Annotated in this window: 13 protein-coding genes; 7 read left to right on the top strand and 6 right to left on the bottom strand. The window is 35.1% G+C overall.

Annotated elements, in window-relative coordinates; all coding sequences use genetic code 11:
- Positions 1-134: 134 nt before the first annotated feature.
- From uvrA to ACVFVN_RS11760, 3 genes are all read left to right on the top strand, one after another.
- On the top strand, positions 135-2,960 hold the full coding sequence (gene uvrA, locus ACVFVN_RS11770; RefSeq protein WP_456235398.1) for an excinuclease ABC subunit UvrA: 2,826 nt from the start codon (positions 135-137) through the stop codon (positions 2,958-2,960).
- A 166-nt stretch (positions 2,961-3,126) separates the two neighbouring features.
- Positions 3,127-3,531 carry a hypothetical protein gene (locus ACVFVN_RS11765; RefSeq protein ID WP_456235397.1) on the top strand — a complete coding sequence of 135 codons (405 nt, stop codon included), beginning with the start codon at positions 3,127-3,129 and terminating at the stop codon, positions 3,529-3,531.
- A gap of 171 nt (positions 3,532-3,702) precedes the next feature.
- Complete coding sequence (locus tag ACVFVN_RS11760; RefSeq protein WP_185670512.1) at positions 3,703-4,086, top strand: hypothetical protein; 384 nt, start codon at positions 3,703-3,705, stop codon at positions 4,084-4,086.
- Positions 4,087-4,118: 32 nt separating this feature from the next.
- Here ACVFVN_RS11760 and ACVFVN_RS11755 read toward each other — a convergent pair whose 3' ends face one another.
- Positions 4,119-4,583, bottom strand: coding sequence for a methylglyoxal synthase (locus ACVFVN_RS11755; RefSeq protein WP_165130656.1), 465 nt, complete (start codon positions 4,581-4,583; stop codon positions 4,119-4,121).
- Between the two features lie 302 nt (positions 4,584-4,885).
- Here ACVFVN_RS11755 and katG point away from each other — a divergent pair, with 302 nt between their 5' ends.
- Entirely contained in the window at positions 4,886-7,174 is a 2,289-nt protein-coding gene (katG, locus tag ACVFVN_RS11750) for a catalase/peroxidase HPI (protein WP_456235396.1), read from the top strand.
- Between the two features lie 60 nt (positions 7,175-7,234).
- Here katG and ACVFVN_RS11745 read toward each other — a convergent pair whose 3' ends face one another.
- Positions 7,235-9,640 carry a hypothetical protein gene (locus ACVFVN_RS11745; protein WP_456235395.1) on the bottom strand — a complete coding sequence of 802 codons (2,406 nt, stop codon included), beginning with the start codon at positions 9,638-9,640 and terminating at the stop codon, positions 7,235-7,237.
- A 166-nt stretch (positions 9,641-9,806) separates the two neighbouring features.
- A complete protein-coding gene (locus ACVFVN_RS11740; RefSeq protein ID WP_456235394.1) occupies positions 9,807-12,023 on the bottom strand; it encodes an NADP-dependent isocitrate dehydrogenase in 2,217 nt (738 codons plus the stop codon).
- 185 nt (positions 12,024-12,208) lie between these two features.
- Here ACVFVN_RS11740 and tpx point away from each other — a divergent pair, with 185 nt between their 5' ends.
- Positions 12,209-12,706 carry a thiol peroxidase gene (tpx, locus tag ACVFVN_RS11735; RefSeq protein WP_165130664.1) on the top strand — a complete coding sequence of 166 codons (498 nt, stop codon included), beginning with the start codon at positions 12,209-12,211 and terminating at the stop codon, positions 12,704-12,706.
- A gap of 163 nt (positions 12,707-12,869) precedes the next feature.
- Positions 12,870-13,454: a Crp/Fnr family transcriptional regulator gene (locus ACVFVN_RS11730; protein ID WP_456235393.1), complete on the top strand. Its 585-nt coding sequence runs from the start codon at positions 12,870-12,872 to the stop codon at positions 13,452-13,454.
- A 49-nt stretch (positions 13,455-13,503) separates the two neighbouring features.
- On the opposite strand, the gene tatC is transcribed toward ACVFVN_RS11730, so the two are convergent.
- Both tatC and ACVFVN_RS11720 read right to left on the bottom strand, forming a co-directional pair.
- Positions 13,504-14,337: a twin-arginine translocase subunit TatC gene (gene tatC, locus ACVFVN_RS11725; RefSeq protein WP_456235392.1), complete on the bottom strand. Its 834-nt coding sequence runs from the start codon at positions 14,335-14,337 to the stop codon at positions 13,504-13,506.
- A gap of 60 nt (positions 14,338-14,397) precedes the next feature.
- A complete protein-coding gene (locus ACVFVN_RS11720; RefSeq protein ID WP_456235391.1) occupies positions 14,398-15,348 on the bottom strand; it encodes a KpsF/GutQ family sugar-phosphate isomerase in 951 nt (316 codons plus the stop codon).
- A 225-nt stretch (positions 15,349-15,573) separates the two neighbouring features.
- Between ACVFVN_RS11720 and recQ the strand changes: the two genes are divergently transcribed.
- Complete coding sequence (recQ, locus tag ACVFVN_RS11715; RefSeq protein WP_456235390.1) at positions 15,574-17,781, top strand: DNA helicase RecQ; 2,208 nt, start codon at positions 15,574-15,576, stop codon at positions 17,779-17,781.
- Positions 17,782-17,838: 57 nt separating this feature from the next.
- Here the strand turns inward: recQ and ACVFVN_RS11710 are convergent.
- On the bottom strand, positions 17,839-18,035 hold a 197-nt coding region (locus tag ACVFVN_RS11710), incomplete at its 5' end, for a hypothetical protein (RefSeq protein ID WP_456233938.1).

Raw genomic sequence — 18,035 nt, 5'->3', positions numbered from 1 at the left:
TCTTATCCTTTTCAATTGCTGATATTTTTAGGATGAAATTTAATTCTAAATCTTAATTATACTAAGAAACCTTATGGGATTTTTTTGTTGCAATGATGTCTAAAGGTTTGATTATTCGTACCTTTGCAAAATCTATGGCAGAGCAAGAATTTATAGAAGTTTATGGTGCTAGAGAGCACAATCTTAAGGATATTAATGTAAAAATTCCGCGCAACGAATTAGTTGTTATTACGGGACTTTCGGGTAGTGGAAAATCATCTTTGGCGTTCGATACTATTTTTGCCGAAGGCCAACGCCGTTATATTGAAACTTTTTCAGCGTATGCGAGACAGTTTTTGGGTGGTTTAGAACGTCCTGATGTTGACAAAATCGAAGGACTGTCACCAGTTATTGCGATCGAACAAAAAACAACCAACAAAAATCCACGTTCTACAGTGGGTACGATTACAGAATTGTATGACTTTCTGCGTCTTTTGTTTGCAAGAGTTTCGGATGCGTATTCTCAAACGTCAGGAAAAAAACTAGTAAGTTATTCGGAAGATCAAATTTTAGAAACCATTAAAGAAAATTTTAAAGGTCAAAAAATATTGTTGCTTTCGCCAGTTATACGTTCCAGAAAAGGGCACTATCACGAGCTTTTTGTTCAGTTGGCAAAGAAAGGTTATTCGCAAGCGAGGATTGATGGTCAACTTCAGGATATTGAATATGATCTAAAGCTTGATCGTTACAAAACCCACGATATAGAAGTGGTTATCGACCGTTGGATTATCGGTGAAAACGCTTCGGAGATACGAATGCCAAAATCCCTGAAAACCGCTATGGAAATGGGAGAAGGTATTATCGCAATACAGAAGATGGGCGAGGACGAGGTTCAGTATTTTAGTAAGAATTTAATGGACGATGCAACAGGAGATTCCTTAGCATTGCCAGAGCCTAATACCTTCTCATTCAATTCGCCAAAAGGAAGTTGCCCAACTTGTAAAGGATTGGGAACTATCAAAAAAGTGAATGTCGATTATTTTGTAGAGAATCCAAAATTGTCAATTAATCAAGGTGCTTTGTTACCTTTAGAACAAATTAAGAATAACAAATGGATTGTTGCCCAGATCAAAACGATTTTGGAACAATTCGATTTGCCGATGTCCACTCCTTTTCAGGATATTCCCAAAGAAGCTTTGGACATGATATATTATGGCGCGCATCAAGAGATTAACAAAGAGCTAAAACACGCTGGCATTTCTAAAAAACTAAAAATCAATTTTGATGGTTTGGTTGCAATTGTTGAAGAGCTAGTTGAAGAGCGGGAAAACTATGACGCGGTTGTTATGGAACGTAACTTTACAACCGAGGAGACTTGTCCTAGTTGTAAAGGCGCGAGATTGCAAGCCTCTAGCTTGAGTTTTAAAATCGATGGAAAAAATATTGCTGAAATCAATGCTTTGTCTTTGATTGATCTTAAAGATTGGTTGGCAGAAGTTAAAGATAAATTCACTGAGAAAAATAAAATCATTGCGCACGAGATTTTAAAAGAAATAGAAACAAGGCTTCAGTTTTTATTGGATGTTGGTTTGGATTATTTAAGTTTGAGCCGTAGTTCCAAAACTTTATCTGGCGGCGAATCACAAAGAATTCGTTTGGCAACGCAGATTGGATCGCAGCTTGTTAACGTTCTTTATATTTTGGACGAACCAAGTATCGGCTTGCACCAGCGCGATAACGAAAGATTAATAAAATCTCTTAAAAATCTGCGTGATATAGGCAATTCAGTTTTGGTGGTGGAGCATGATAAAGATATGATTTTGGAAGCCGATCATGTTTTGGATATTGGTCCGAGAGCAGGGAAATTTGGCGGAGAAATTCTTTGGCAAGGAAACCCAAAAGACATTACCAAAGCCAACACGATTACCGCAGATTACATCACAGGAAAAAGAAAAATTGAAATTCCTGAAACCAGGAGAGAAGGTAATGGGAAATCAATCGTTTTGAAAGGTGCAACGGGAAATAATCTTAAAAATGTAACCTTAGAAGTTCCTCTTGGGAAATTGGTGGTTGTGACTGGGATTTCGGGAAGTGGAAAATCTTCGCTCATCAACGGAACTTTGTATCCAATTCTTAATCGTCATTTTTATAGAGCTGTGCAAGAACCTTTGCCTTACAAAAGTATTGAAGGTATTGACAATATTGATAAAATTGTCGATGTGGACCAAAGTCCGATTGGTCGTACGCCGCGCTCGAATCCAGCAACTTATACAGGGATGTTTACCGACATTCGGAATCTTTTTGCCGAACTTCCCGAATCAAAAATCCGAGGTTACAAAGCGGGACGTTTCTCATTTAATGTGAAAGGTGGACGTTGCGAAACTTGCCAAGGTGGCGGTCTTAAAGTTATTGAAATGAATTTTCTTCCAGACGTTTATGTACATTGCGAAACTTGCCACGGCAAACGTTTTAACAGAGAAACTTTGGAAGTTCGCTACAAAGGAAAATCGATTTCTGACGTTTTGGAAATGACGATTAACGAAGCGGTTGAGTTTTTCCAGCCTATTCCCAAAATTTATAATAAAGTAAAAACACTGCAAGACGTTGGCTTGGGCTACATTACCATTGGACAACAATCAACCACTTTGAGCGGTGGAGAAGCACAACGTGTGAAACTGGCGACAGAACTTTCCAAAAAACAAACAGGAAATACGCTTTATATTTTGGATGAACCTACAACGGGGCTTCATTTTGAAGATGTTAAAGTTTTGATGGACGCCATTAATCAATTGGTAGAATTAGGGAATTCGTTTATTATTATTGAGCATAATATGGATGTTATAAAACTCGCCGATCATATTATTGATGTTGGTCCAGAAGGCGGTAAACACGGCGGAACCATCGTCGCAAAAGGAACGCCCGAAGAAATTATTAGATCTAAAAAATCCTTAACAGGTAAGTTTTTGAAGAAAGAGTTTTAAACAAAAATTTTAATAATTTAACACCAAATACCTTTTCTATTGAGAAGGTATTTTTTTCTTACAATATTAAATTTTAGGCTTAATGTTAATTTAATATTAACAGAATATTAAAAAGTTGTAACTTTGTATTTGTAAATGATAGAACTAATCTAAAAATCAAACTATTATGAAAACAAATATCAAAATTTTATCACTTGCTATATTTACTTTAGGCTTCACAAGTTTTTTATCGAATGTCTCTGCACAAACGGCTCATAATGGCGAAATCCAAGGTGTTCTTGTTAAAGCGGGTGATGGTTTTGGCGAACTTAGAAACTTATTAAAAGATAATTTTGATTTCAATAACCCCGATTTTAAAGAAGGTGTTGTTAACTCGAATGTTAGCTTTAGCTTGACACCAGAAGGAAAATTAGCCAATGTACATGCAGAAGGAGATTGCAAAAATGTTAGTAAAGAAATCGAAAATGTTTTGACACATTTGTTATACAAAGTTGATACTTCGAAACTGAAAAAAAATATGATTGCTGAGAGTTATAATCTACCCGTTACGGTAACCATTGCTCAGCGTTAATTTTTATATTAAACTTTTTATAGAACCATACATTTAGAATGTGTGGTTTTTTTATTATTGAAATTAGCTTTCACAGAACAATTTCTTCAATAATTCTGATTGTTTAAAAATGATATTTTCAATCTTGGCATTTATATTGAATAAACTTAAACGAACGTAAAATTGAAAGTTATGAAATGGATTAAATTTTTGGGACTAAGTCTTGTCGGTGGTTTTTTGGCAATATCATGTTCAACAGGTTCTGTGTATGGAAAAAATGATAAAGTTTATCGTGCACCAGATGGAGGTATTTACAGACAAGGTGAAGTTTACCGAGATAGAAATGGTAGAGTTTATAGAAACGGGCAAATTATTGTTTATAACAAAAACTCTGGCGATTATAGAAGCCTTCCGCCAGGACAAGCCAAGAAAATCTATGGCGACAAGTCAGCTAAAAAGTATGCACCTGGACAACGTAAAAAACATTATCGATATGACCAAGGCAATCAGGATGAAGGCAACAGAAAACACCATAAAAATAAAAAAAGTAAACATCACGACCACGATGATGATTAAAATAAAAACTCGGAGATTTTCCGAGTTTTTTGTTATATACCTTTGTTGATATTTCGATTGAGATAATTGCTGTAATTCGGGATTTCTACCAAATAGTCTTCGTCCATATATTTTGAAGTAATCAAAAAATCAGCACTTGCAGAGTTACTAGCTGTTGGGATGTTCCACACCACACAAAGACGAAGAAAAGCTTTTACGTCGCTATCATGCGGCTGAGACTCCATAGGATCCCAAAAGAAAATCACCATATTAATTTTTCCTTCCGCAATCATGGAACCGAGTTGTTGGTCGCCACCCAATGGTCCACTTAGGACACGCTGGACGTCAACATTTAGGCTTTCTGAAATTAGTTTTCCAGTGGTTCCTGTCGCAACAAGATTGTGTTGGATAAGAATATTTTTATGCCGCTTTACCCAATCTAGAAGTTCGTCTTTTTTATGATCGTGAGCGACAAGCGCAATGGTTTTTTGCGCAGGAAGTTGTTTTTGTTCTTTCATGATTGTTCTTTCATGGCAAAGTTACGCATTTGCAAGGATAGATAGGTTTTCTTATAAGAAAGTTATGAATATTAATCTTATTTTAAAATTAATATTAAATGATGTATATTTATTAATTATCTTTTAATTTTAAACATAATTAATAATAATTAAATGTTGAATAGATTATTAAAATTGCTTTAAAACAAATCAATTGATTTTATTTATCGAAAATTTAATCTTTATAAATTATAAAATCCGAGTTTGCAATTTATAAACCTATAGTTTTGCTATAGTCAAAGAAATTATTAAAACAAATATATATGAACACAGAAAACGAGAAAGATAAATGCCCTTTCAATCACGGTGAAGGGTTCACAGAGAATAATCCAAATAAAGGAGAAACCATTCACAGCGAAAACGCAAAAGCGCCTAAAATAGAATCGGGTGCAAAATGCCCCGTAATTCATGGCGGACTTACTTCCAATAACGAATCGGTGATGGAATGGTGGCCAAATGCGCTTAATTTGGATATCTTATCTCAAAATGATACCAAAGTAAATCCATTAGGACAAGACTTTAACTACGCTGAAGAGTTTAAAAAACTAGATTTAGAGGCTGTAAAAAATGATATTAAAACATTACTAACGGACAGCCAAGATTGGTGGCCTGCAGATTACGGAAATTACGCTGGAATGTTTGTGCGTACCGCTTGGCATATGGCAGGGAGTTATCGTGCAATGGACGGAAGAGGAGGAGCGAATACCGGAAATCAACGCTTTGCACCCTTAAATTCTTGGCCGGATAATGTGAATACAGATAAAGGTCGACGTTTGTTGTGGCCTATTAAAAAGAAATACGGAAACAAAATTTCTTGGGGCGATTTAATTATCCTCGCAGGAACCGTGGCTTATGAAGCGGTTGGTCTTAAAACTTTTGGTTTTGGCGGCGGTCGTTTGGATATTTGGGCGCCCGAGAAAGATGTGTATTGGGGTTCAGAAAAAGAATGGTTAGCAGCTACAGAAAACCGTTATGGAAGTGATGAAAACCGTGATTCTTTAGAAAATCCTTTGGCAGCAGTACAAATGGGTTTAATTTATGTAAACCCTGAAGGGGTTGATGGAAATCCAGATCCGCTAAAAACGGGTCACGACATTCGTGTAACCTTCAAAAGAATGGGAATGGATGATGAAGAAACAGTAGCTTTAACTGTTGGTGGACATACGATTGGAAAAGCCCATGGAAACGGAAATGCTTCCAATCTTGGTCCAGATCCTGAAGAAGCGGATGTTAACAGACAGGGGCTAGGTTGGCACAATTCCGAAGGAACGGGAAATGCTGGACATACGATGGTTTCTGGTATTGAAGGGGCTTGGACAACCCATCCAACACGTTGGGATAACGAATTTTTAACTTTACTTTTTAAATACGACTGGCAATTGACAAAATCTCCAGCGGGAGCCCATCAATACGAACCGGTAAATATCGCTGAAGAGGATAAACCTGTAGATGCTTTTAATCCAAATGTAAAGCGAAATCCAATGATGACGGATGCGGATATGGCATTGAAATTCGATCCTATTTATAGAGAAATTTCTTTGAACTTTTTAAATAATCCAGAAAAATTAAATGACGCTTTCGCAAGAGCTTGGTTCAAATTAACACACAGAGATTTAGGTCCTAGAAACCGATATTTAGGTGCTGATGTTCCTGCGGAAGATTTAATCTGGCAAGATCCAATTCCGAAAGTTGATTATACTTTAAATGATGCTGAAATTGCCAATTTAAAACAAACTTTATTAAACTCTGGATTATCAAGAGCAGAACTTATTAACACCGCTTGGGATTCTGCAAGAACCTGGAGAGGTTCAGATTATCGAGGTGGCGCAAATGGCGCAAGAATTAGATTGGAACCTCAAAGAAGTTGGGTGGCTAACGAACCTGAAAGATTGAATAAAGTTTTAGCAAAATTAGAAGAAATTCAAGCTGGATTACCGAAGAAAGTTTCTATTGCGGATTTAATTGTTTTGGGAGGTTCTGCAGCCGTTGAAAAAGCAGCACAAGAAGCTGGGGTTAACATTACCGTTCCGTTTGTAGCAGGTAGAGGAGATGCTTCGCAAGACCAAACCGACATCGAATCTTTCGAATATTTGGAACCTTTGTACGATGGTTACAGAAATTTCTTGAAAGAAAACTATTCCGTAAAAGCCGAAGAATTGTTGTTGGATAGAACGCAATTAATGGGTTTAACAGCTCCTGAAATGGTGGTCCTTATCGGTGGAATGAGAGTTTTAGGAACGAATTATGGAAATTCTAAACACGGTGTTTTCACAGATAGAGAAGGTGTTTTGAGTAACGATTTCTTTGTGAATTTAACCGATATGCAAAACCAATGGATTCCTACAGGAGAAAATGTTTACAATATTGTTGACAGAAAATCTGGTGCTACCAAATGGACGGCCACAAGAGTAGATTTGGTTTTCGGATCTAATTCTATTTTGCGTTCTTATGCGGAAGTTTACGCTCAGGATGATAATAAAGAGAAATTTGTAAAAGATTTCGTGGCAGCTTGGGTAAAAATGATGAATGCCGACCGTTACGATTTAAAATAATGTAGCTTCTATAAAAGTAAAAACCTCAGGTGATGTCACTTGAGGTTTTTTGTTTATTAATTATTGGGTGATTTCATTATAATACATTATGCTATCGTCTTTTCCTATGCCGATGATGGTAACTTCAAAACTTTTAGCATCTTCATTATTAAAAAACTTAGCTCTTGGCGGAACATTGTTTGGTTCAGAAAGATTAGGATCCCAGTACAAAACTTCGCGAGAGTCGACGCTTATTTTTTTATAGATGTCTTTACTAAAATCTGGTAATTCGAATGGAAGAGATTTGTCGTATGTTTTAAGAGTTGTTTTGTTATTTTTTGGAGTGCTTTTTTCTTGTGCAGCGCCCATATTTCCACGTTTTGTGTAGATGGCAACCGAATTACTAACAAGGCCACTATTTTTAAAAACTTTTACCATCGCAATATTAGAAATTGGTAAAGTGCTTATTAAGGTAGCATCCGTTTTTAATTCATCTAAGTAAATGTTGGCTTGCGAATTACGGATAAGTGGGACAAGATTTCCACTAGAATCTCTTTGGAAAGTTAATCCTGCTTCGCGGCCTTGCAGCCATTCAAAAATGTTTAGGCTGGTTGCTGCATCTTGGTTTTCATTAACAAAATAAAAGATTGTAGCGTCCTGAGAAGTGAACATTCCTCCAGATAGCTCCTCATTCAGTTTTTGTTTTAAATCTTGTTTTTTAGCAATGATTTTTACTTCCTCGATTTGGGTTTCATCGTCTTTAATTAGCTTTTCATTCGTTCTATTATTAATAGCTTTTGAAATGGAATTATTAATGGATGTTGCCGTTTTGGATGTTTTTAAATAATAATTAGTTTCGGGTAATTCGCCATTAAAAACAGTTGGCTCAACAAGATTCTGAAATAGTAATGTTAAGTTTTCTGGGATTTCTTCATTTTTATTTTTTGAGTTGAGATAATAATGTACGGTTACTGGCTCATCTATAAGAATATTGTTAAGAAAAATGTCGCCATTGGCATCTGTCACAAAGCTTGATACATTGGAGTCTTCCGATTCTGTTTTAAAAATTAAATTAACAGGCGTATTGGCCAACGGACGGCTATTAAGCGCAAGTCTTGCTTTATAGGAGAGAAAGTTGATTGGTTTATATTTTGTGTCAGGTAGTTCTCCTGATAAAACGCTATTCCAGTCGAAGCGTTGCCACTTTTCTGAAATTAATAAAGCATCCAAAGCTTCTGGATTGCTTCCCGCTTGAAAATATTGAGCGGGTGAAAATATAGGACTCGAAAAATCACCACTTAACCAAAGACTGCTAAGGATATTTTTTTTACTAAAATTTTGTCCTGCCAAAGCGGTATTGTCTTTTATAAGAACGCTATAATGTGTGTAGTTGTCATTTGGTGCAATATCAAAACTATTATAAGCTCTGGCTTTGGTATCCCATTTTTTACTTACAAAGTCGGGTTGATCAATGTAGATATTTTTAGGATTTATAAAATTAAGCCTTTGCGATACAGGATTGTCGTGTTGGTCAAATACTGTAAGTTGTAGCACGCCATTAACTTCGTCACTCGATTTCACAGGAATGATACTTGAGATTTCTTTGTCGCCTGTTTTAATTTCTGCTTTGTAAGCCAGCCTGTTATTAATGGTCCCAACAACTTTATAGCCTTTAAGCCCTTCTGCCAAATTGCTGGAAATTAAAGTATATTTAATGCCTTTTGAATCATCAGTAACTTTTATATTGACGCCTGTATTTTTTACATCAGGAAGAAGATAGGATTGTTTATTTCCTTTTTTATCCTCAACAACGATTTGGTACTTTTCAGTGTCTTTTGGGGTGAAAGAAAATAAAGCAACATTTTGATCAAGATTATTAAAAGTCACCAACTTTTCATTTGGTTTCGTCGTATTTACCAAATATCCAGACCAATTTTTGGGAGGTTCTGCTGCTGTAAGATAACGCACTGCGAGTTTTGTAGGAATATTATTTAACAAATTGCCACCTTCTGCTTGTGCAGAAATGGTCCATTTTGGATTGTCATGGATTGCTAATTTTTGTTCCGATGTGGGATTAAAAATAGGAATCGTTTCTACAATTTCAAAATTTTGAGAAAAGTTTTCCATCCAAGTTGTGTAGGCTCTGATGAAGTAAATGTCTTCCTTAATATCATCTTTTAATTGAAAAGTTCCGTCGCTTTGTCCATGTTCTATCGGAAGCATTTTTTTATCAATGATTTTTTTATCACGATTATAAAGTTCAACAAACAAAGTCGTAGAAATATCAGTCGGATTATAAGCATTAAAAACAAAAGCTTTGAATCTTATCGGATCACCTGCGATATATTGATTTTTATCTAAAAGAAGGTAAACTTTTTCTTGTGAAAATTTATCCTGAATGGTTTTAATTGCTTGATCCAGTTTGCTTTGTGCCTGGAATGTTGAAATCGAAAATAGACAAAGTAAAACGAAAGTAGTTTTTTTCATGTAATGAAGAATAATGACCTTTAAAATTACTCAAAATTTCTAGTATTAAAAGCTAATTAACGCGAGTTTAACATTTTAAAAATCAGTTTTATTAAAACTTATCAGCACAAAAAAAACGGCTACTTTAAAACAAAGTAGCCGATATCTTGAAATTTATTTCTAAATCTTAAATGCCGTCAACTATAGCATTCAATGTCGCGCTAGGTCTCATTGCAGCGTAAGTTTTATCCTCATTTGGTTTGTAATAACCTTCAATATCCTGAGCTTTTCCTTGAGCGCCAATTAATTCTTCATTAATTTTAGCTTCATTTTCTTGCATTGATTTTGCAATTGCTGCAAACTTAGCCGCTAAATCAGCATTTTTAGTTTGAGCAGCCAAAGCTTCAGCCCAATACATAGCCAAATAGAAGTGAGAACCTCTGTTATCAATAGTTCCTAATTTTCTACCTGGAGATTTATCAGTTGCTAAGAATTTTGCATTAGCTTCATCTAAAGCATCTGCAAGAATTTGAGCTTTTTCGTTGTTTTGAGTCTGAGCCAAATGCTCTAAAGAAGCTTGTAAAGCTAAGAATTCACCTAGAGAATCCCATCTTAAATATCCTTCTTCTAAAAATTGCTCAATATGTTTAGGTGCAGAACCTCCAGCTCCCGTTTCGAACAATCCACCACCATTCATTAACGGAACAATAGAAAGCATTTTTGCAGAAGTTCCAAGTTCTAAAATTGGGAAAAGGTCTGTTAAATAATCTCTCAATACGTTCCCAGAAACAGAAATAGTGTCTTTTCCTTCTCTTGCTCTTTTTAGAGTTTCTTTCATAGCATCTTTAACATCCATAATTCTGATATCAAGACCTGTAGTATCGTAATCTTTTAAGTATTTTTCAACTTTATTAATGATTTGCTGATCGTGAGCTCTTCCTTTATCCAACCAGAAAATTGCAGGAGTATCAGACAGTCTAGCTCTGTTTACGGCTAATTTCACCCAGTCTTGAATAGGAGCATCTTTGGTTTGACACATTCTGAAAATATCATTAGCTTCTACTTTTTGCTGTAATAATACATTTCCGTTAGGGTCTTCCACTTTAATAGTTCCGTTGTCTGGAGCTTGGAAAGTTTTATCATGAGAACCATATTCTTCAGCTTTCTGGGCCATTAATCCAACATTTGGAACAGAACCCATTGTTGTTGGATCTAGTTTTCCATTAGCTTTCATATCATCTACTACAGCTTCATAGAAGCCTGCATAAGAACGATCTGGAATAATAGCAATTGTATCTTCTTCAGCACCATCTTTATTCCACATTTTACCGCCATTTCTTACCAAAGCCGCCATAGAAGCGTCAACAATAATATCTGAAGGAACGTGGAAGTTGGTAATTCCTTTATCAGAATTTACCATAGCAACACGTGGTCCATTGGCTAAAGCTTCATCGATAGCCGTTTTAATTTCAGCTTCTTGAGATTGGCCTTTTATTTTTTCGTATAAATCAGCCAAACCGTTATTTGAATTAATGTCTAAAGATTTGAATAATTCGCCATATTTAGCAAAAACATCTTTGAAGAATGTTTCTACAATTGCACCAAAGATAACTGGATCAGAAACCTTCATCATGGTAGCTTTAAGGTGTGCAGAAAGCAATACATTTTTCTCTTTAGCTTCGTTAATAGCTTCTTGTACAAAAGATTTTAAAGCGTTAATATTCATTACAGAAGAATCAATCACTTCACCAGCTTTCAATGGAGAAAGGCCTTTTAGTTCTTTTGAAGAACCATCATTTCCGTAGAATACAATCTTAAATTGAGTATCGTTTTCAACAGTTGTTGAATTTTCAGTTCCATAGAAATCACCTTCAGTCATATTAGCAACTTCTGTTTTACTGTCAGAAGCCCAATTTCCCATTTTGTGTGGATTAGCTTTTGCATAATTCTTAACTGCTTTTGGAGCACGTCTGTCAGAATTTCCTTCTCTTAAAACTGGGTTTACAGCAGAACCTAAAACTTTAGCATATTTAGCTTTAATCGCTTTTTCGTCATCATTTTTAGGCTCAGCAGGATAATTGGGAACCGCAAATCCTTTTGCTTGAAGTTCAGCAATAGCTTCATCTAATTGTGGAGCAGATGCAGAAATATTAGGAAGTTTAATAATATTTGCTTCTGGAGTTGTCGCCAAAGCTCCTAATTCTGCAAGAGCATCTGGAATTCTTTGTTCTTCTTTTAAGAATTCTGGGAAATTAGCCAAGATTCTTCCCGAAAGAGAAATGTCTGGAACTAGAATTTCAATATCTGCAGTTTTTGTAAAACCTTGAACTATTGGCAAAAATGAGTGTGTTGCCAGCATTGGTGCTTCATCTGTAAGCGTGTAATGAATTTTTGCTTGTGACATTATTGTAATTCTTTTTATTTACGATTTTAGCTACAAAAATAAGGATTATTATATGATTTTAAATTATTGAGAGCATGATTTTCAGACGTAATTGTAATGTGTTGCGTTAAATTTTCTTAAATCTTTTCAAAAGTTATAGGATTATAGAATTGCAAAACCTAAATTTGGTTTAAATAAAAAAAATTATGGCAAATATTACATTTAAAGGAAATCCAATTCATACTGTTGGCCAACTTCCAGAAGTAGGAACTTTAGCAAAAGATTTCAATCTTGTATCGTCTGATCTTTCCGAAAAAAAACTATCAGATTATAAAGGTAAAAAAGTTGTGCTTAACATTTTTCCAAGTATCGATACTGGTGTTTGTGCGGCTTCAGCAAGACATTTTAACCAAGAGGCGAGTTCTTTGGAAAATACGGTTGTTATTAATGTTTCTCGCGATTTACCATTTGCGTTAAGTCGTTTTTGCGCGGCAGAAGGACTTAACGATGTTGAGGTTTTATCGGACTTTAGAGGACGTTTTGGTGAAGATTATGGCGTGACTTTGGAAGATTCTCCACTTTCTGGATTATTGAGCAGAGCGGTTGTTGTTCTTGATGAAAATGGAAAAGTGAAATACACAGAGCAAGTTCCAGAAATCGGACAAGAACCTAATTATAACGCAGCTTTGGAAGCTGTAAAATAATTTCTAAATCGATAGCAATAATAAAAAAAAGCATTTTTCAATGGAGAAAGATGCTTTTTTTATTATGTGTTGAAAAGAATATTGTTTAAAACTAATTAAATTTCGCTGTTTTTTTATTTTTACAAAACAGCAAGAAAAATTTTCTCAATTAAATTTAGAATTAATGAATTTGGATACACCAGTTTTTAGGCATGTTTATCAACATTTTATGTTTTCCGAAGACGATTTGGAGCGCATTGCCGCATCACATGTTTTAATTAGCATTTCAAAAGGCGAAACGATTTTAAAATCAGGTGAAATTCTGGATAGCTATTATCTTTTGGAGTCGGGGATTGTCCGTGCTTTTGTGCATGATTTTGATATGAACGAAATGTCCACGGAATTTTTTATAAACAACGAAATTGTAATTATTCCAAGTTCTCTTTTTCAAAGAATCGCATCGCAAGAAACTTTGCAGGCGGTGACAGATTGTAAGCTTTGGCAAATTACGTATGATGATTTTCAGGTCTTGTTTCAGGAGATTCCAGGTTTTGCAGATTGGGGAAGGATGTGGTTTACGTTTCAATTATTTTCTTTGAAACAACGTTCGCTCGACATGATTATGGAGCCTGCCAAAAACCGCTATTTAAAACTTTTGAAAGAACGTCCATCCATTGTACAAAATGTTCCGCTAAAGCAAATTGCAACTTACCTAGGCATTACAGACACATCGCTAAGTCGCATTCGTAAAGAGCTTGTTAAAGTTTAATTTTAAATATTTAAATAAAAAAAGCCACAAAATAATGTAGCTTTTAGAGTTATGAATTTGAAGATTTTGTAAGTTCTCGTGATTTTTCTTTTTCCTGTTTATTAAAAACATATTTGGATATAAAAATACTGAATTCGTACAATAATAAAAGTGGGAAAGCGGCAGCTAACATACTCAAGACATCGGCAGGTGTTATAATCGCAGCAACGACCATGATTAATACAATGGCGTGGCGGCGGTAAGTTTTAAGAAAAGTAGGGGTCAAAATTCCGATGGCCGTTAAAATATATACGATAATAGGGAATAAAAATACCAAGCCCATTCCCAAAACAACTTGTAAAAATAAAGTGGTATAATCACTCAAATCAAAAAGTTGAACAATATTTTCGGAAACTGTAAAGAGTAAACCAAAATTAATCGCTAAAGGTAATATTAGAAAATAACCAGTTAATACACCAGCTATAAACAAAATCCAAATAGCATTGATGTAAAGTAGAGAGTTTTTCTTTTCATTCGGCATTAATGCAGGACTTATGAATCGCCATATTTCCCAAATAATATAAGGAAAAGCAAGAATTATCCCACCAAATATGGAAACGGCCATCATGACGTTGAACTGCTGAAATAGTTGTTTCTGTTGAATTTTAAATGTGTCTGGCAAAATAATACTATCCTGACCAGTGAATTCTCTAGAAAAATGATTTATGATTTTAAACGTTGGAAAATCGTTGCTTGTAGGACCAAAAAAAATATGATCCATAATCCAATTGATGTTAAAACCAACAATTATTCCGCCCACAACAATAGCAATAATAGATCGCACAAGATGCGATCGTAGCTCTCCAACGTGTCCTAGAAAGGACATTTCCTTTTCTTCACTCATTCAGATATCTGCTTTACAGTATTTTCAGTTTGCGAAATTAAGAATAATCTAGCGAAAAACTTAGATAATTCCTTCGTCTAATAATTTATGCAAATCTATAATGCCGTAATATTTTCCATGGTCGGTAACGATAAGTTGTCCTATGTTGTTGTCTTTTAAAATGCGCATCGCTTCTTTTGCTAGTTCAGATTTATCAATATTTTTTGGATTTTTACTCATAATATCTTTTGCAATAACGTTAGAAACATCATTTTGGTTAAGAAGCATTCTGCGCAAGTCACCATCGGTAATAACGCCTAAGATTTTATCATTTTCGGTAACAACAGTTATTCCGTGCTTAGAAGCGCTTACCGAAATTATCACCTCGCGAACGCTGGATTCTGGCTTAACCTCGGGTTTGGTTTGGGAAACAAATTGTTCCACTTTTGCAGTTAAATTTTTTCCTAAACTTCCTCCAGGATGGAATTTTGCAAAATCAATGTCTTTGAAATCTTTTAGTTCCATAAGGCAAACTGCCAAAGCGTCACCCAATGCCATTTGGACAGTTGTAGAACTTGTTGGCGCCAGTTTGTTAGGGCAAGCTTCTTTGTCAACATGTGTGTCAAGAATAATGGCGGAGGCTTGGCCCAGCTTGCTATCAGGATTTCCTGTCATACCAATAAGACAAGAAGAATAATCTTTGAGAAAAGGCAAAAGATTTACAATTTCTGGAGAATTTCCAGAATAAGAAATACAGAGTACAATATCTTGTTTTTGGATAACACCTAGATCGCCGTGTATCGCTTCCGCTGCGTGGAGGAATTGTGCTGGCGTACCCGTTGAGTTAAGAGTAGCGACAATTTTGTTACCGACATGGGCCGATTTTCCAATGCCGACTACAATTAGTTTTCCAGTAGCAGAATGGATGGTTTCTACGGCTTTAACAAAACTTTCGTTAAGACGATTTTTCAAAGATTCTAGTTCTGCAATTTCTATTGATAAGGCATTTTTTGCCAAAGAGAGAAGATTCATATTACTTATTTATTAAGCTTTATTTTTTTATTTTAGAATCACCATAAAATTTGCTATCTTCACGTTCCCAAAAAAATGGGAGTTTGGATTTTTCAATAAGCTTTAGTAACTTTAATTCATTAAAATCAATTTAATAGCTTTAGAAATTGGCAACAGGTTATTCTTGAAATAAATTTAACTTGTTATTCAGATTTATTATGCAAATTTAGTAAACAAAACTAAAGGATGGATACAAAGAACATCGACTTATCAAAGGAGTTAAAAAAATACTTTGGCTTTTCAACTTTTAAAGGACAACAACAAGAAATTGTAAAAACACTTTTGGATTCAAAAGATGTATTTGTTTTGATGCCGACAGGTGGCGGAAAATCACTTTGTTATCAATTGCCAGCTTTGATTTCGGAAGGTACTGCAATTGTAGTTTCACCGCTTATTGCCTTGATGAAAAATCAGGTCGATGCGGTTAATGGACTTTCAGAAGAAAGTGGTGTAGCGCATGTTCTTAATTCTTCTCTTAATAAAGCACAAACCAAACAGGTTTTTGATGATATTAAAACTGGAAAAACAAAATTGCTATATGTAGCACCAGAATCTTTGATAAAAGAAGAATATGTTGATTTTCTTCGCGATGTCAAAATATCTTTTGTAGCCATTGATGAGGCGCATTGTATCTCTGAATGGGGACACGATTTTCGTCCAGAATATCGTAATCTAAAAGGAATTATTGATAAAATTGCAGATGTTCCCGTGATGGCGCTTACCGCAACGGCAACGCCGAAAGTTCAAGACGATATCCAAAAAACTTTGGGGATGAATAATGCTCAGGTTTTTAAAGAAAGTTTTAACAGAGCTAATTTGTTTTATGAAATCCGTCCTAAAGTTAATGTCGATAAAGAAATCGTAAAATTCATCAACCACCATAAAGGGAAATCTGGAATTATCTATTGTCTTAGCCGTAGAAAAGTTGAAGAATTTGCACAACTTCTTCAGGTTAATGGTATTAATGCATTGCCTTATCATGCTGGCTTGGATCAGAAAACAAGAATAACCAATCAAGATAAATTCTTGATGGAAGAAGTTGATGTGATCGTGGCAACTATCGCTTTTGGAATGGGGATTGACAAGCCAGATGTACGATTTGTCATCCATTACGATATTCCAAAATCTTTGGAAAGTTATTATCAAGAAACAGGACGTGCAGGCAGGGATGGTGGCGAAGGTCTTTGTTTGGCTTTTTATGATCCAAAGGATATTGAGAAATTAGAAAAATTTCTAGCTCAAAAACCTGTGTCAGAAAGAGAAATCGGTTTGCAACTGCTTAACGAAGTTGTAGGTTATGTAGAAACCTCGATGAGCCGCCGCCAATATTTATTGCATTATTTTGGTGAAAAGTTTGATCCAGAACATGGACAAGGTGCCAAAATGTGTGATAACTCAGTTAATCCTCCAAAACTAATTGAAGCTGTTGTAGATTTAAAATTTGTTTTAAAAATTATAAAAGAACTTGGTGAAAAATTCAGAACCAAAGATCTTATTTCCATTATTGGCGGGAAAGAAACAGCTGTGACCAAGTCTTATAAATTAGAAAAATCAGAATTCTTTGGGACTGGAAAAGAGAAAAGTGATAATTATTGGAAATCCATTATTCGCCAAGCGACCGTGCAGGAATATCTAAAAAAAGATATAGAAACCTATGGCGTTCTCAAGATTTCTGCGAAAGGATTGGAAATGCTAGACGGACAATGTACAGATTCTTTTTTCATCGCGGAAGATAGACAATATGATTTAGCTCAAACCAAAAAAACAGACGCCGAACAAGTCCAGGTACAAGCTGGAGGTGGTTTGGATCAGGTTTTATTCGGACAACTGAAAGAGCTTCGCAAGAAAATTGCCCACAAATTAGGAATTCCGCCGTACACCGTTTTTATGGATCCTAGCTTGGAAGATATGACGGTGCAATACCCGATTAGCTTGGAAGAAATTGCGAAAATCTATGGTGTTGGCGAAGGGAAAGCTAAAAAATATGGAAAAGATTTTGCCGAATTTATAAAAAAATATGTTGAAGAAAATAATATCGAGCGTATGCAGGATATGGTTCTGAAACAAGTCGCTAACAAGTCGAGTCATAAGGTTTTTATTATACAGAATACCGATAAAAAACTGGATTTTGAAGATATTGCAAGAGCGAAAAACTTATCAATGGTAGAGCTTTTGAAAGAAATGGAAGCTATTGTTTATCAAGGAACTAAACTGAATATCGATTATTATATTGATGAGAATTTTGATGAAGATATTGTCGATGAATTTATGGACTTTATGAAAGATTCTGAAAGTGACAGCATGAAAGTCCTTACAGGAGAATTTGGTGATGATCTTTCGGATGAAGAAATCCGAATGTTACGTATTAAATTCATTAGCGATGTCGCCAATTAAAATAGTATTGTAACGTCCTGAAAAAATGATACAGGATTAGACCAATAAAATTTTATTTTAAACAGTACATATATTCGTATTTGTACTGTTTTTCTTTTTGTACGATTTTGGTATTAATTCTTGTTGCTGGTGCATTTGCATCGGTGTTAAATAATAGTTTGACAAATGCGGTCTTAACTCATTATAGACCTTTACGGTTTGTTTGACCAAAATCTTTCTTGTATTCAAATCTACATTAAATTTATCAATATCAT

Source organism: Soonwooa purpurea, from assembly GCF_053891095.1.
Note: the sequence above shows the minus strand (reverse complement) of the source record. Positions and strands in the feature narration are given on the sequence as shown.